This is a genomic window from uncultured Mucilaginibacter sp. (genome assembly GCF_903893715.1).
Lineage (GTDB): Bacteria > Bacteroidota > Bacteroidia > Sphingobacteriales > Sphingobacteriaceae > Mucilaginibacter.
Window position 1 is genome coordinate 15367 of the sequence record NZ_CAITNG010000094.1, and the last position, 15066, is coordinate 30432.

Here is a 15066-nt window from a genome sequence, read left to right on the forward strand (position 1 = left end):
AAAATTGGTACTCACAAATTTTGACAGCAAATGTTGTATAACGGGCATTAACGTTGCCGAGCTTTTAGTAGCAAGCCATATTTTACCGTGGAGTAAAAGCAAGGATAATCAACTAAATCCTAAAAATGGATTGGCGTTAAATGCTCTACACGATAAAGCTTTTGACAGAGGATTAATTACTGTTACCGAAGATTATAGAATCAAGATTTCGCCCATCTTGCTCAAGCAAAAAGCTATTGAGAGTATCAAGCGTAATTTTATTGATTTTGATGGGAATGAACTGATAACGCCTAAAAAGTTCTCGCCTGATATTGAGTTCCTAAAAATTCATAATCAAGAGTGCTTTAAATCCTAAAGTTCACTTATATCCGATTGACAAAATTTTCCACCCACGTACTTTTGCTTACTCAAACCAAAATGCGTGAAAAACCTTATCGACTTTTCGAAACCGATATTAAATGCAGAAGAGAGTACAAAGTTTGTTTATCAGCGCAAACGCGAAGTGAAATTTTTGGGCATACTGTCGGAATGTTTCGAGGTTAAGTTGAGGAATCTTGAGTCACATTTGCCCGAACTGCTTGCATTTACTCTGTACTATCAATATCAAACAGGCATGTCAAAAGTTTCGGAACTCTTGAAGGTTTTAAAGGAAATCAACCCGCACAACTTTGATTTAAGTCACGGGCATTTATTTTACGAAAGCAGATTGATTAGGCTTTTTACGGCGTTGCTTTCTGGAATGAAAACTCATACAATTTGGAATGGTAACGACTACATGGCTTTTTATCTTAAAGGCCATCATGAGTTTTTAATGAACAATACCTTATTCGATTTACTTCCCGTCGAAAAAAACGATTACTATCTGATACTCCCGCTCCAAATAAGCTTTTCCCCCAATGCCCAACATCAAATTTAGCTACCTCTATCGTGATAGCGGCAATTACAAAACTTTTGGTGAGGTGGTTTTTGACAATCCCGGCCATTTAGAATTAGCGGAAGTTGAAGCACTTATCCGGTCTAAACTGATTGATGAAAACTATTTTTACGTGAAAGATTTTGGTATGCCGAGCCTGATACCCGCCACCTTTGATGATGACCTTGACCCCACCTGGCACGAGTTTGAAAGTGTAGCCGAAACTTGCGCTTTTGCGGGATTTTCGTTATCTTTATGGTTGTGGTTTTAGTATTGGCTTTTGTAATTTGTAAGGTTGGAACAGTTTATCAAGATACCCATATTTACCCATAGGCTATGATGTAAGATGGAAAATGTTTTGAAGAACACCCTTATTTATCCATATGTTGGTGCCCTGCGGAAACAAACCGACGTGTATCCTGCGTATGTTATCAATGGTGTTAAGAAGTCGTTACAGCAAGTAGAAAGCGGGGATTTAATGCCATATAAAGGAGCAAGAGAGATGTTGGGTATTGGTAACAAATAGATTTTTTTTTGAAGAACACCCATATTTACCAATATTTTTAAAAATGTCATTGCGAGGTACGAAGCAATCTCAGAGAAAGGTCTCGAACCGCGCATGTCAGCTACCTATCCTTTGAGATTGCCGCGCTGCGCTCGCAATGACAAAAAATATAACACCCATAAATACCCATAGCGTTCAGGTTACCTGTTCACCATGGTCATGCCGGCGGGGGTGTAGCGTGGGCCGGTGTTGGGGTAGCGGGCCAATAGGGCGTCGATGTCGGCGAGGTCGGTTGGTGTTAGGTTGATGTTGGCGGCGGCCACGTCTTCGCGCAGGTAGTGCTGCCTTTTGGTGCCGGGGATGGGTATCATGTCTTCGCCTTGTGCCAGCACCCAAGCCAGTGCCAGTTGGGCGGCGGTGTAGCCTTTATCGGCTGCCAATTGGGCCAGCGCGGCGGCAAGGGCTACGTTGTTTTGGTAGTATTCGCCCTGAAAACGGGGTATGGTAAGGCGGAAGTCGTGCTCGGCAAAGGTAATGGGCGTATTGGCAAACAGGCCGCGCGATAGCGGGCTGAAAGGGATAAAGCCGATGCCCAGTTCACGGCAGGTTTCGAGGATAGGGCCTTCCGGGTCGCGGGTGATGAGCGAGTACTCGCTTTGCAGGGCGGCAATGGGGTGTACGGTGCAGGCGCGCCTAAGGCTCTGTGCCGATGCTTCGGACAGGCCGAGGTAACGTACCTTGCCTTCTTTAACCAGTTGGGCCATGCCGCCTACCATTTCTTCCACGGGTACGTTCGGGTCGATGCGGTGGGCGTAGTAAAGGTCGATATGGTCGGTATTGAGGCGCTTAAGGCTGGCTTCGATGGCTTTTTTTGCATAGGCGGGCGAACCGTCGAACCCGCGGGTGTTTACCCCCAGGTGCTGAAAGCCAAACTTGGTGGCCAGGAATATCTTATCACGGTTGGGCGCCAACACTTTTGATACGAGCAACTCGTTGGTTTGCGGGCCGTAAATATCGGCGGTGTCCCAAAAGTTGATGCCGAGGTCGAGCGAGAGGTGCAGGGTTTTGATGGACTCCACATCGTCGTACCCACCATAGCCGTGCGACATGGTCATGCAGCCCAGGCCAATGGCCGAAAGCTGTTCGCCGGTATTGCCTAATTGCCTGTACTTCATGGTAGCGGTAATGGGGTATTAAAGGATTTCGAACTTGGACAGTTTGACAAACTCGCCGATACGGGCCGACACATCCTGAGGGGTTAGGTTGAGCAAACGCTCGGTGCCAAACTTCTCCACACAGAACGATGCCAGTGCCGAGCCGTAAATGATGGCGTTCTTCATATTGTTGAAGTTGATGGTGCCCACCTTGGCCAGGTAACCGATAAAGCCGCCCGCAAAGGTATCGCCGGCACCTGTCGGGTCGAACACTTCGGCCAACGGCAATGCCGGTGCCGAGAAGATTTGCCCATTGCTGAACAGCAGCGCGCCGTGTTCGCCTTTTTTGATGATGAGGTATTTTGGGCCCATGGTCAAAATTTTGTCGGCAGCCTTTACCAGCGAGTATTCGCCGGATAGTTGGCGGGCCTCGCTGTCGTTAATGGCCAGCACGTCCACCATTTTAAGGGTCTGGAGCAGGTCGTCCATGGCAATGTCCATCCAAAAGTTCATGGTGTCCATCACGATGAGTTTAGGGCGCTTGTGCATGCGGTTGATGACCGTTTGCTGTATTTTGGGTGTGAGGTTGCCCAGCATGAGGTATTCGCAGTCCTGATACGATTCGGGTATGATGGGGTCGAAATCGGCCAATACGTTGAGTTCGGTTACCAAAGTATCGCGGCTGTTCATGTCGTTATGGTACTTACCGGCCCAAAAGAAGGACTTTTCGCCCTGCTTTATCTGCAGGCCTTCGGTATTGATGTGGTGGTTGTTGAGGTTCCTGATTTCGGCCTGCGGGAAATCGTCGCCAACAACGGCGACTATTTTTACCTCGTCGTAAAAGTAAGAAGCGGCCAAACTGGCGTAGGTGGCGGCACCGCCTACTATCTTATCAGTTTTACCAAAAGGGGTCTCAATGGCATCAAAAGCAACGGTTCCAATAACAACTAAACTCATAAAATATGTCTTAAAAAAATTTCTTGGCAAATATTGTGAATTTAGCTGGATAATCATACTTTTGCACACTCCAAACCGGAAAACACTCCTGAGTAGCTCAGCCGGCCCCGATAGCTATCGGGGGAGCATCTGACTGTTAATCAGAAGGTCGCTGCGAAACTTATCTATCTTCGATTTCATAATCAATGACTTTTTATGTTTACATACTATACTCGCCAACCTCCGGCAAATATTATGTCGGGCAAACCGGGAATTTGGATCAGCGTTTGGAAAAGCACAATTCAGCAACATTTGCCAATTCGGCAACAAAGGCCGGAATACCCTGGGAAATATACTATGTTATTGAATGCATTAGCAGGAAGCAAGCGGTTAATATAGAATCGCATCTTAAAAAAATGAGGTCGACAAAATATTATCGGTCGTTAAACGAATACCCGGAAATAACAGAAAAACTTCGAATTAGATACCCCGGTTAGGATAAAATAACCTTATAGAACAATCATTGTCAATGTTTTATGAAAATTTTAAAACAAACGTTGCGAAATAAACACAAAAGTCATACTTTTGCACACTCCAAACCGGAAAACACTCCTGAGTAGCTCAGCCGGTTAGAGCATCTGACTGTTAATCAGAGGGTCGCTGGTTCGAGCCCAGCCTCAGGAGCACTTAAAAAGCCACTTAGAAATTTCTGAGTGGCTTTTTTGTTGATTGGAGATGAGGGTTAGTGAGCTATCGACGTCAGTTGTAGCGGGTATAGCGTGCACTATTGTCGCGTACTGCCTGATACATCTGACAAAGTAATGTGTAATAAAGCATACGCCACCTGCTGCTGTAGAGGCCTGCGTGTACTTTATAAACATTCCTCAGGCCGTCATAATAACCTTTAACGCTCTTTCTTTAGCCGCGTTCCCAAAAGTTTCGTAAGCTTCCATTACCTGATCTAACCTGAAATGGTGGGTGATCAGGTTATTGGGCTCTATTTTTTTGGACTGCACAGTTTTCAACAGCAATGGAGTAGTCACCGTATCCACCAAACGCGTGGTAATAGTTACGTTTTGCGACCACAAGGTTTCCAAATGCAACGTTACACTTTTGCCGTGTACACCTATATTGGCTATGTGGCCACCCGGAGCAATAATGGATTGGCACATGTCAAAAGTAGCCGGAATACCTACAGCTTCAATGGCTACGTCAACGCCTTTGCCATCGGTGAGTACCATTACGGTTTCCACGCCGTTTACCGTAGCACTGTTCACGGTTTTTGTAGCGCCAAACTTTTTGGCTACTTCCAACCGGTTGTCGTCCTGATCAATCATGATGATTTCGGCAGGCGAGTAAAATTGCGCGGTTAGCAAAGCGGCCAAACCAACAGGGCCTGCGCCAACAATAGCAACAACGTCGCCGGGTTTTACCTGACCATTCAACACGCCACATTCATAGCCGGTAGGTAAAATATCGCTCAGCATTACCAGTGCTTCTTCATCGGCACCGGCGGGTATTGGGTACAAGCTGTTGTCGGCATGTGGTATGCGCACATACTCAGCCTGGGTACCATCTATGGTATTGCCCAATATCCATCCGCCATCAGTACAGTGCGAGTACATACCCCTTTTGCAATACTCGCATTTGCCGCACGATGTGATGCACGAAATGATGACATGGTCGCCATTTTTAAAGTTTGTAACACCACTTCCCACCTGGTCAATAATACCCACACCTTCGTGGCCTATAATTCGTCCGTCGGTAACTGTTGGTACATCGCCCTTCATAATATGCAGGTCGGTGCCGCAAATCGTCGTTTTTAATATCTTAACAATAGCGTCCGTTGGTGCTTTAATGGTCGGGATAGGTTTATCTTCAAACGATTTTTTCCCCGGCCCGTGAAATACAAGGGCCTTCATTGTCCCTAAAGCAGGTAAATTCTTTTCCGGGATGGTTTCACCCGGGTGCACTAATGTTTCCATAATTTTTGGTTTTTAATAGGAGATAATTTAGATAGAGTAAAGGTGCGATGATAAATCCACCCGATAAATGACGGTCGTCATTATTAAAAATGATAGTTTACCTAATCCAATAAATCTACAAGCTTTCAAAAAACTAAAAACTATGCGCTAAATATTAACGCTCCCTAAACGCTGAACTGCATGATGAACTCTGTCCCTTCGCCGAGCTTACTATCAATCCGTATCGTTCCGCCCAAAGCCTCCACCTGGGTTTTCACCATAAACAAACCCATGCCCTTGCCTTCTACGGTAGTATCAAAACGTTTGTAAAGGCCAAACAGGTTATGCCCGTTCTTTTGTAAATCTATCCCTTTACCATTGTCTTTAAAACGCAACTCGATTTTGTTCTGTAACTTAAAACTTTTTATGGTGATAAAAGGGGCCGTACCCGGAATGCAATACTTTATACTGTTGGTAACCAGGTTATAAAATATACTGTACATATAGCTCCTGATGGTATAGATGTCGCCAACTTCTTCAAACGAGCAAATTATCTGCACTTTTTCCCTGCGTATAACATCCGAGATGCTTTGCTTGATATCGGTGCAAATGTCTTCAAAAACAACACTTTCCTTTACTTCGCGCCCTGGTTTGCGAGCCTGTAGAATGTGGTTCAAATCGCTGATCACTGCATCAACACTCTTAATCGATAGCGATATACGTTGGGCAATTTCGTGCTTCATTTCAGCGTCCAATACGGGTTCGCTCAATATTTCGGTAAGCCCGATGATATTAGCAACCGGTGCCCGCAGGTTGTGCGAAATGATATATGTAAACTGCTCCAGGTCTTTGTTGTGTTGTATCAGGTCGGTTGTAATGCGTTCCCGTTCAAGCGCGGCCAGTTTAGCTTCCGTTATGTCCTTATTAGACAATATATACCCGCAGTGTTGGCCTTCGTTGTTTTTTACAATAAGCCACCTAACGTTGTGCCATTTTACAGTGCCATCGCTTTTTGTAAACGTGAGCTCATAATCAGCTATTCCGTCGCGCTTTACTTTTTCAAGTATCTCCAATATATACGGCAGCCTTTCGGGCAAAAAATAATCCCTTACCGATTGGTTTATTACCAGATCTTTCCCGTTTTGGGCCTGCGAATACTTTTGGGCCAAACCATTAAACGAAAGGATGGTCATATCATCGTTGATCAGCACATACGAGGTATCGGTATTATCGAATATGGTACGCAGGTTGGCTTCCGATTTCCGCAACGACTCCTCATCCAGTCTTTGTTGGGTAATATCGGTTATCATGGCCAATGCGCCTTTGTATTGTCCGTTATCATCCAAAATGGGGTTGGCCGATAAATTGGTCAAAACTTCCTTCCCGTTTTTTGCCACATAAATGGCGTCGGTAATGGCTTTATGGCCCTGCTTTCTCTCGCCAATACGTACCTTGGCCCGGGCTTGTTCTGCCGGGCTCATAAAATCATAGGGAGTTTTACCTATAATCTCGTCCACGGTGTATCCTAAAATATCCGCCAACTTCTGGTTCACAAAAGTGGTAATATCATTTTCGTTCATTATCCAGATACCCTCTTGCGCTATCTCAACTATCCGGCGGTAAAACGAGTCGCTTTGCACGTGTTTTTCATCCGACTCTTTGCGATTGGTGATATCCCTTACTATGCCATCGGTACGTATCAGCTTACCGGCCTCGTCCAACGTGGGTACTATCTTCCGCTCAACCCATCGCACGGTTCCATCTTTACGGATAATGCGTAATTGGTTGACTACCTGATTGCCTTGCTTTAATCTTTCATCCTCGCCCGCCACAATATGCCGGTCATCGGGGTGTATCAGCTCCAACCACAGCCCGTCGTTGGCAAAAAAGTCGGCAGCTTTGTAACCGTACAGTATTTCGCAGCCGTGCGATACCTGTATGAGTTTCGTATTTACCCAATCGTACGAAAAGAAAACCTCGTCCATCGCATCAAAAAACTTCATCCATTCCTGGTTGGTTGTGTGTTGTTGCTCGCCGTTTTCGGAATATTGGTTTGAAGGCATTTTACCTTTTTTTGGAATGGGTGGTATAAAAATAATAGTAATAATAGTGTTTACTAAACCAGACAAATGTAAATATAGAAATATTAAAAAGTAAATTATCTCCTATTTGATACAAGTTACGATCCTGGCTTAGCAACATCGGATGAGCATTATTGTTTTTGGCCGGATAATACACTAAATTCGTTCTATCATGACAGCTAATAACCGAAGGACATTCATCAAACAGGCCGCGGTGCTTACCGGCGCCTTTAGTGCTACCAGTTTGTTTAACCAGGCCCATGCCGAAGAATGGCGCATCGCCGAAAAACGCATCGCCCACCTCACCCCCGCACAGGCCGCAATGGACGAAGACTTTTGGGCTACCATACAACGCTCATATACCGTTAACCCCGATATCATCATCCTCAACAACGGCGGCGTATCGCCATCGCCATTGGTAGTGCAACAGGCGGTTGAGCGCTATAACCAATTGAGCAACCAGGGGCCGAGCTACTACATGTGGCGTATACTCGACCAGGGCCGCGAGCCCCTGCGCGAAAAACTCGCCTTGCTCGCCGGCGCCCTGCCCGACGAAATCGCCGTCGACCGTAACGCCACCGAAGCCCTCAACACCATCATCTACGGCCTGCCGCTAAAAGCCGGCGATGAGGTGATTGGCACCAAACAAGACTACCCCCACATGATGCAGGCTTACAAGCAGCGTGCCCTGCGCGAAGGCGTAGTATACAAGCAAATCAGCTTCGACTTCCCCATTGAAGACGACGAGATGATTGTTAAAGCTTATCGCGATGCCATTACGCCAAAAACCAAACTCATCCACGTTACCCATGTCATCAATTGGGTAGGGCAAATTATGCCGGTACGCAAAATTGCCGATATGGCCCACGCCCGGGGCATCGAGGTGATATGCGACGGCGCCCACAGCTTTGGCCTGCTCGACTATAACATACCCGACCTGGGCTGCGACTACTTTGGCACCAGCCTGCACAAGTTCCTTTCGGCACCTATTGGCAGCGGTATGCTCTGGATAAAAAAGGAGCACATCAGCAAAGTAATGCCACTGTTGTGCGACGATAACCCGCAGGGCCCCGATATCCGCAAGTTCGAGAACATAGGCACCCGTAGTTTCCCTATTGAGCAAGGCATTGGGGAAGCCGTTAACTTCCAGCTGGCTATAGGCAGTAAACGCAAAGAAGAGCGCATCCGCTACCTCAAAAACTACTGGGCCGAAAAGGTACAGCACATCCCCAAAGTTAAGCTCCACACCTCGCTAAAACCCGAGTACAGCTGCGCCATTTGTGGCGTGAGCATTGATGGTATGACGCCCGGCGAAGTAGATGGTGCATTGTTTAACCAATACAAGATACATACAGTCGGAATCGTCATTGAAAACATCAGCTGCGTGCGCATTACCCCGCACGTATACACCACCCTGCCCGACCTCGACAAACTCGTCCGCGCCATCACCGAAATTGCCGCCAAGGCCAAGTAACAGGGGTGGGGTGGAAGTAAGAACAATTTCAAAGTACGAGCCATCCTGCTGCCTTTAATGTTTTACATTTTCGGTGATATGCATTATATGGAATTTTGGCAGGATTGACAAGAAAACAAGAGTGGATAATATTTATCTTATACTGGTGTCCGTAGACAGAGTGTACGGACGGATATGAGTATAGTCTGCACCTGCAGCAAGCATAATTGCACTCCCCACTAAGGTCTTTATATCTCCGGATTTGCGCTATACTCCGCCCAAAGCTCGTCAACGTTCTTACCGGTAAGTTGTTGCCATAGTTCTGACGTGTAGATGCCCTGCCTCATGGCACCGTCCAGCGTGTCTACCAGGCCGGGGTTTTTATGTTTTTCGGCCCAAACCAAAAAGTGGGCGGTAATGCGGTAGGCATTGGTATAGCTTTGGGTGGGTTTAAAGTCGGTCAGTTTCCAGCCCGACGCATCATTGTTTATGCCAAATTTATAGCGCACATAATCGGCAATGCCCTCGGTAAGCCAGCCCGGCACATGGTTGTCGCCATAGCTTTGTACAATATGCATTACTTCATGGGTTACCACGTCAATATCTTCGGGATGCTTTTTAAACCAATCGGGGTTAAAGCGTACAATATGCCCCGACGTAGCCGCCACCCCATGGTAGCCCGTGTCGATAACAAATACCACCGTTGCCGATGCCTGCATGTTAAAGCGCTTGCGCTCGGCCGGGTAAACGGTAAAAAAAGCATCAATAAGGTGTTGTTTTACCTGCGGGTCGAAATTTTCGGAGTTATCATAATAAAACAAGGTCAGCCCGTCCTTTTGCAAGGTCTGTTTGTTGCTTATCATCGAGGTATCGTCCCACCACCTCCTGCTTTGAGCGAAGGTATGCGAGGCGGCTACTAACAATAACAACAAGGTTGCAGGTTTTAATATACTGGCCAGGTTCATATTGATTTTGTATTGTTTCTGTAAAGATAAAATATCCCCGCCATGAAACATCAACAATGAACGATCATTCCTGCATCTTCGTCAGATCAATAATATCGCGGGTAACCATATCCAGTTCATTGGAGGATATTTCCAAAAACTCGATGAGCTCTGTTACTTCGGGGCTGATGTTTTTGTAGTTCCTCATAATGGATGTGAGCCCCATAATGCGAACCAGGGGAGCGCGTACCATGTGGCTTTGGGTCCAGGCTATCTCGCGGAGGTTAAAGTTTTGTTCCTCAACCAGGCTCACATACTTCAGTTTTTCGGTAATGTCGGTAAGCTGAGCTATAATTACCGCTTTACCATGATAGTCAACCTGTCGGCCGGTAACATCCATAAACATCATTTCGCCGGTTTTTTTGAGTTGGCGCCAGGCCTTCTTAAAAACCTTAACGCCGGCTTCGACGTTTTGAAAAGCGGTGGCCATTTTGGCTATGTCTTCGGCGGGCCGCAGGTTGGCAATAGTGAGGGTCAGGAACTCGGCTCTTGAATAACCGAATTTTTTTTCGGCTTCCTCATTGCTGTCTAATATGCTGAGGGTTTCGATATCCCAAATCAGCATGGGGCTCGGGCTGTTCTGGAACAGGAACTTGTATTTTTCTTCGCTTTCGCGGATGGCGCTGTTGAGCCGTTTGCGCTCGATGTTAAATACAATGCTTTTGTATAGCAGCGTGGCGTTCACGTCGTCTTTCAGCAGGTAGTCGGCTATGCCCAACGATACCGAGCGTATGCTGAACTCCATGTTGGCGTAATCGGTTAGTATAATAACGGCTGCATTGTTGGCAAATGCTACAACTTCCTTTATCAGGTCTTCGGCACCGAGGTCGGGTAAAACAAGGTCGAGCACGATGGCATCAAAGCGGGTACTTAAAATTTTGGTGTTGGTTTTTGCATCCTGAAAATCTGTGAGATGATAGACGCTTGGCCCCAACATTTTCACGTTGAGGTATTGTTCGATCAGCTTATAATCCGATTCGCTTTTCCCAATAACCAATACATAATACTTAAGCTTATCGCGATACATAGTCTACTAATTACGGGGATTAAAGCGTTTAAAGCCATTTCAAGACATATTAAACGCTGTTGCAAAATTGATAAAATTTGAGTGCCAACTATGTATTATTTATCCACAAAAGCCGCTAAAGTGTTTATAGTTTGGTATGGAAGGCTTTGATCAACCGACAAGCCTCATTGGCAAAGCCGAAATCAAAAAGCTTCGCCCAGGCCTATGTAAAAGCCACTTTGGCGTGGTTCGCCGGGGCGCTGCTCGCCAAAGGCATAATCCATGCGTACGTCCAGGCCTTTTTCCACATCAAAAAAGTAGCGAAGGCCGCCACCGTAATTGGGTTTCAGCTCGTTGAAGGTGAATACGTCGTGGAAGACCGTACCCGTGCCGCCAAAAAAGTTGAGGCCTACGCGTTGGGTAATGCGGTAGCGCAGTTCGGCCTGACAGGCCACGTAGTTTTTATCGCGGTAGCGGCCATTATAATAGCCGCGCATCAGCTCGTCGCTGCCTAAAGCAGGCAGCAGGTAAAAAGGCTCCTGTGTGCCGATGAGGTTGGTATCGTATACATCAAAGGCCAGGTTTAATTTTTTACTCAGCCGGTTATACTGCATCATTTCAATTGCGAACAGCCCGCCGTCATAACCGTTGTTGCCAAATATGCCTTTGTAAAAAGCATAGCTGCTTAACAACTGGAAGCCTGTGTTGGTATAGGTATTGTTGTCGCGGCTGTCAAAAATAAAGCTCGGGCCTATAAACAGGTTATCGCCGCCTTCGCGGTTTTGTATCAGGGGGTCGGTTTCAAAAATGCCGTTGGTTTCCTCGCTGCTGCTGCGGTAAGTGAGCGCGCCCACTACGAAGCCAACATAGATATCTTTGGTTACCAGCTTTTCGGCACCAAAGTTTAGTTTGACCCGCTTTTCGCCTATCCGTTCGGCGTCGGCAAGGTGTGTGGCATTGCCAATGCCGTAAAAATCCGAGGGGAAGTTGATATACCCCAACGACGCTGAGTAATGATAAAGGTTTTGCGATAGCCAGCGGCTGGTGCTTAAACCAAAGCGGTTTTGCCCTTTGGTGGTGATGGTTGCAAAAGCAAAGGCGTTAGATACATGGGTATCGCGATGGATGGTGTCGGTATAAAAGGAGTACAGTATGGACCCGCCAAACTCGATACCTGTTTCGGGCGCCGAGTTTAAAACGGGTAAGGGGATGATACTTGCCGCGCGGCTGCTGTCGGTTTCAAACAGCATTTTACGCATAAACTTAGGCAGGTATTTTGCCTGGCCAAAACCGGTTTGTACGTCCGATAAACAAATAAATAATATAAAAAGTAAACGTTTTAGCATAATAAGGAATTGACAAATATAATGTAAATGTGCAAATGTGTAGATTTGTATATGTGCAAATGAGAATTATGGCGACATCATAGTATTTGCGCATCCGCACATTTGCTCATTCGCACATTTACGTATTTTCCTTACTTTTGCCCCACAAAATCAACACAGACATGAGCGTTACCCGGGGACCAATATCACAGTTTATCGAAAAAAATTACCTGCACTTTAATGCCGCGGCTTTAATGGATGCCGCTAAAGGGTATGAAACCCACCTGCTGGAGGGCGGCAAAATGATGGTTACCCTTGCCGGTGCCATGAGCACTGCCGAACTGGGCATAAGTTTGGCCGAAATGATACGCCAGGGCAAAATCGATATCATCAGCTGCACAGGTGCCAATCTCGAAGAAGACATTATGAACCTGGTAGCACACTCACACTATAAACGCGTACCGCATTACCGCGACCTGAGCCCGCAGGACGAGTGGGACCTGTTGGAAAACCACTACAACCGCGTTACCGATACCTGTATCCCCGAAGAAGAAGCTTTCCGTCGCTTGCAAAAACACATCCATAAAATATGGAAAGATGCCGACGAAAAAGGCGAACGTTATTTTCCGCATGAGTATATGTACAAAATGCTGCTGAGCGGTGTATTAGAACAGTACTATGAAATTGACCCCAAAAACTCGTGGATGCTGGCTGCGGCCGAGCGGAACCTGCCTATTGTAGTACCGGGTTGGGAAGACAGCACCATGGGCAACATCTTTGCCTCATACGTTATTAAAGGCCAAATAAAAGCATCCACCATGAAAAGCGGTATAGAATACATGGCCTGGCTGGCCGATTGGTACCCTAAAAATTCGGGTGGCAAAGGTGTTGGCTTTTTCCAAATAGGTGGGGGCATAGCCGGGGACTTCCCAATATGCGTGGTGCCGATGCTTTATCAGGATATGGAAATGCCGGAAATACCCTTTTGGAGTTATTTCTGTCAGATCTCCGATTCCACTACCTCTTACGGTTCCTATTCGGGCGCGGTACCTAACGAGAAGATTACCTGGGGTAAATTAGATATCCATACGCCTAAGTTCATCGTTGAGTCCGACGCTACCATCGTGGTGCCGTTGATATTCGCATGGTTGCTAAAACAATAATCAACTTGCAAATTTGGCCGCATAAATTTTTGTGCCAGTTTGCACAAATATGACGAAAATCACAATCGCCGTTCAAAAAAAAGCCTGTTAACAATAAAATAAAGGCATTTTTAATGATAGTTTAGAATGATTATAAATTATAGATTGCTGTCATTAAATTGTCAGCGGTTGTCTAATAAATTATACTTTTGTGGACTGTAATAGCGCGATTGTTGTCAATTTCGCAATTATTGATATCGGTTAACTAAACATTATTCAGCATACATATACTTTATGAGAAATATCTCATTCATTTTAAAACAATTTTCCAGGTCTGTACTACTTGCTATAGGGTTTGCATTGCTTGGTTCTGCAGTTTATGCACAAACTGATGCCGCGAAAGGCGAAGCGCTGTTTAAAGCCAATTGTACAGCTTGCCATAAGGTAGATCAGAAATTGGTGGGGCCTGCATTAGGACCTGTGGTTACTGCCGAAACTGACGACAAGTGGTTGTACAAATGGGTGCAAAACAATCAGGCATTGATGGCAACTAAAGATGCCAAAGCGATGAAGGTGTTTAACGACAATGGCCAACAAGCCATGACGGTTTTTGCCAGCTTGAGCGATGCCGACGTAGGTAATATTTTAACTTATGTACGCGCCGAATGGAAGAAAGACCAAACGCCCGTTGCATCAGTTGCTGGTGGAACTGCTGCTGAATCGGGCCCAAGCAATCTGGTAATTTTTGGTTTGATAGCCGTTATCATCATCGCGTTTCTGGTTATCCTGATATTGAATAAGGTGATAGGCACTTTAGAGCGCCTGTTATTGAACCGGAAAGATATTCCGGCTGAAGAAGTTGAGCCATCAGAAGATAAATCGGCAGCCCGCAAAGCCGAATTTAAAAAGCTGCTTAAAAACAAGCGTTTGGTAGGTTTCTTTGTGGTTTGTGCCGTTTTATGCGGCGGTACATGGCAATGGGTTACCTTGTGGAACACCAATGTTCACCAAGGCTATCAGCCGGTGCAACCTATCAAGTTCCCGCATGATTTGCATGCCGGTGTAATGAAGATACAATGCCAATATTGCCACGCGGGTGCATACAAGTCTAAAAATGCTACCATCCCTTCGTTAAACGTTTGTATGAACTGCCACAAAGCGGTCGACAGGCGTTTGGGCGCGAAAGAGCCATCGACTGAAATCGCTAAGATTTACACCGCATTGGGTTACGATCCGCAAACTTCAAAATACGACAGCACCAAGGCAACACCTATACAATGGGTACGCGTTCACAACCTGCCCGATCTGGCTTTTTTCCCGCACTCGCAACACGTAAAGGTTGCCGGCATAAAATGCCAAACCTGCCACGGTCCGGTTGAAACCATGAGCGAAGTTTATCAATACTCTCCGCTTACCATGAAATGGTGTATCCAGTGCCACAAACGCACCGAGGTTAACTACAAAGGCAACGCTTATTACGACAATATGATTGTTGTACACGATAAGATAAAACGCGGCGAAAAAGTTACTGCGGCATCATTGGGCGGTATCGAGTGCGGTAAGTGCCACTATTAATAATAAGA

At 46.1% G+C, this 15066-nt stretch carries 14 protein-coding genes and 1 tRNA gene; 8 read left to right on the top strand and 7 right to left on the bottom strand.

Features of this window, described 5'->3' with window-relative positions; translation table 11 throughout:
• The first annotated feature begins 4 nt into the window (after positions 1 to 4).
• The 3 genes from QZX97_RS10550 (at position 5) to QZX97_RS10560 (ending at position 1184) form a co-directional block, all read left to right on the top strand.
• Complete coding sequence (locus QZX97_RS10550) at positions 5 to 355, top strand: HNH endonuclease (protein WP_295664644.1); 351 nt, start codon at positions 5 to 7, stop codon at positions 353 to 355.
• A 66-nt stretch (positions 356 to 421) separates the two neighbouring features.
• The gene (locus QZX97_RS10555) at positions 422 to 916 is read left to right on the top strand and encodes an HpaII family restriction endonuclease (protein WP_295649947.1); all 495 of its coding nucleotides are present in this window, start codon (positions 422 to 424) and stop codon (positions 914 to 916) included.
• Complete coding sequence (locus QZX97_RS10560) at positions 897 to 1184, top strand: hypothetical protein (protein ID WP_295649945.1); 288 nt, start codon at positions 897 to 899, stop codon at positions 1182 to 1184. The genes QZX97_RS10555 and QZX97_RS10560 overlap by 20 nt, the downstream gene beginning before the upstream one ends.
• A 434-nt stretch (positions 1185 to 1618) precedes the next feature.
• On the opposite strand, the gene QZX97_RS10565 is transcribed toward QZX97_RS10560, so the two are convergent.
• The gene (locus tag QZX97_RS10565) at positions 1619 to 2593 is read right to left on the bottom strand and encodes an aldo/keto reductase (protein WP_295649940.1); all 975 of its coding nucleotides are present in this window, start codon (positions 2591 to 2593) and stop codon (positions 1619 to 1621) included.
• A gap of 18 nt (positions 2594 to 2611) precedes the next feature.
• Positions 2612 to 3529: a PfkB family carbohydrate kinase gene (locus QZX97_RS10570; RefSeq protein WP_295649938.1), complete on the bottom strand. Its 918-nt coding sequence runs from the start codon at positions 3527 to 3529 to the stop codon at positions 2612 to 2614.
• Between the two features lie 185 nt (positions 3530 to 3714).
• Here QZX97_RS10570 and QZX97_RS19100 point away from each other — a divergent pair, with 185 nt between their 5' ends.
• Together QZX97_RS19100 and QZX97_RS10575 are read left to right on the top strand one after the other, a co-directional pair.
• Complete coding sequence (locus QZX97_RS19100) at positions 3715 to 4005, top strand: GIY-YIG nuclease family protein (RefSeq protein ID WP_363152335.1); 291 nt, start codon at positions 3715 to 3717, stop codon at positions 4003 to 4005.
• Between the two features lie 113 nt (positions 4006 to 4118).
• A tRNA-Asn gene (locus tag QZX97_RS10575) sits at positions 4119 to 4192 on the top strand.
• Positions 4193 to 4392: 200 nt separating this feature from the next.
• Here QZX97_RS10575 and QZX97_RS10580 read toward each other — a convergent pair.
• Together QZX97_RS10580 and QZX97_RS10585 are read right to left on the bottom strand one after the other, a co-directional pair.
• A complete protein-coding gene (locus QZX97_RS10580; RefSeq protein ID WP_295649935.1) occupies positions 4393 to 5493 on the bottom strand; it encodes a zinc-dependent alcohol dehydrogenase family protein in 1101 nt (366 codons plus the stop codon).
• Positions 5494 to 5657: 164 nt separating this feature from the next.
• The gene (locus tag QZX97_RS10585) at positions 5658 to 7535 is read right to left on the bottom strand and encodes a PAS domain-containing sensor histidine kinase (protein ID WP_295649933.1); all 1878 of its coding nucleotides are present in this window, start codon (positions 7533 to 7535) and stop codon (positions 5658 to 5660) included.
• Between the two features lie 190 nt (positions 7536 to 7725).
• Here QZX97_RS10585 and QZX97_RS10590 point away from each other — a divergent pair, with 190 nt between their 5' ends.
• Positions 7726 to 9027, top strand: coding sequence for an aminotransferase class V-fold PLP-dependent enzyme (locus tag QZX97_RS10590; protein WP_295649930.1), 1302 nt, complete (start codon positions 7726 to 7728; stop codon positions 9025 to 9027).
• 227 nt (positions 9028 to 9254) lie between these two features.
• Here QZX97_RS10590 and QZX97_RS10595 read toward each other — a convergent pair whose 3' ends face one another.
• From QZX97_RS10595 to QZX97_RS10605, 3 genes are all read right to left on the bottom strand, one after another.
• A complete protein-coding gene (locus tag QZX97_RS10595) occupies positions 9255 to 9971 on the bottom strand; it encodes a basic secretory protein-like protein (RefSeq protein ID WP_295649927.1) in 717 nt (238 codons plus the stop codon).
• Between the two features lie 64 nt (positions 9972 to 10035).
• Complete coding sequence (locus QZX97_RS10600) at positions 10036 to 11037, bottom strand: PAS domain S-box protein (RefSeq protein ID WP_295649924.1); 1002 nt, start codon at positions 11035 to 11037, stop codon at positions 10036 to 10038.
• Positions 11038 to 11219: 182 nt separating this feature from the next.
• Positions 11220 to 12362 carry a polymerase gene (locus QZX97_RS10605; protein WP_295649921.1) on the bottom strand — a complete coding sequence of 381 codons (1143 nt, stop codon included), beginning with the start codon at positions 12360 to 12362 and terminating at the stop codon, positions 11220 to 11222.
• Positions 12363 to 12523: 161 nt separating this feature from the next.
• Between QZX97_RS10605 and QZX97_RS10610 the strand changes: the two genes are divergently transcribed.
• Complete coding sequence (locus QZX97_RS10610) at positions 12524 to 13504, top strand: deoxyhypusine synthase family protein (protein WP_295649918.1); 981 nt, start codon at positions 12524 to 12526, stop codon at positions 13502 to 13504.
• A 339-nt stretch (positions 13505 to 13843) separates the two neighbouring features.
• A complete protein-coding gene (locus QZX97_RS10615; RefSeq protein ID WP_363152340.1) occupies positions 13844 to 15058 on the top strand; it encodes a cytochrome c3 family protein in 1215 nt (404 codons plus the stop codon).
• The last annotated feature ends 8 nt before the right edge of the window (positions 15059 to 15066 follow it).

Excerpts from the sequence above, each read along its gene's own strand:
- QZX97_RS10565 (WP_295649940.1), bottom strand. The coding sequence starts at position 2,593 with ATGAAGTACAGGCAATTAGGCAATACCGGCGAACAGCTTTCGGCCATT.
- QZX97_RS10560 (WP_295649945.1), top strand. The coding sequence starts at position 897 with ATGCCCAACATCAAATTTAGCTACCTCTATCGTGATAGCGGCAATTAC.
- QZX97_RS10590 (WP_295649930.1), top strand. The coding sequence starts at position 7,726 with ATGACAGCTAATAACCGAAGGACATTCATCAAACAGGCCGCGGTGCTT.
- QZX97_RS10600 (WP_295649924.1), bottom strand. The coding sequence starts at position 11,037 with ATGTATCGCGATAAGCTTAAGTATTATGTATTGGTTATTGGGAAAAGC.
- QZX97_RS10570 (WP_295649938.1), bottom strand. The coding sequence starts at position 3,529 with ATGAGTTTAGTTGTTATTGGAACCGTTGCTTTTGATGCCATTGAGACC.
- QZX97_RS10610 (WP_295649918.1), top strand. The coding sequence starts at position 12,524 with ATGAGCGTTACCCGGGGACCAATATCACAGTTTATCGAAAAAAATTAC.
- QZX97_RS10595 (WP_295649927.1), bottom strand. The coding sequence starts at position 9,971 with ATGAACCTGGCCAGTATATTAAAACCTGCAACCTTGTTGTTATTGTTA.
- QZX97_RS10580 (WP_295649935.1), bottom strand. The coding sequence starts at position 5,493 with ATGGAAACATTAGTGCACCCGGGTGAAACCATCCCGGAAAAGAATTTA.
- QZX97_RS19100 (WP_363152335.1), top strand. The coding sequence starts at position 3,715 with ATGACTTTTTATGTTTACATACTATACTCGCCAACCTCCGGCAAATAT.
- QZX97_RS10605 (WP_295649921.1), bottom strand. The coding sequence starts at position 12,362 with ATGCTAAAACGTTTACTTTTTATATTATTTATTTGTTTATCGGACGTA.
- QZX97_RS10585 (WP_295649933.1), bottom strand. The coding sequence starts at position 7,535 with ATGCCTTCAAACCAATATTCCGAAAACGGCGAGCAACAACACACAACC.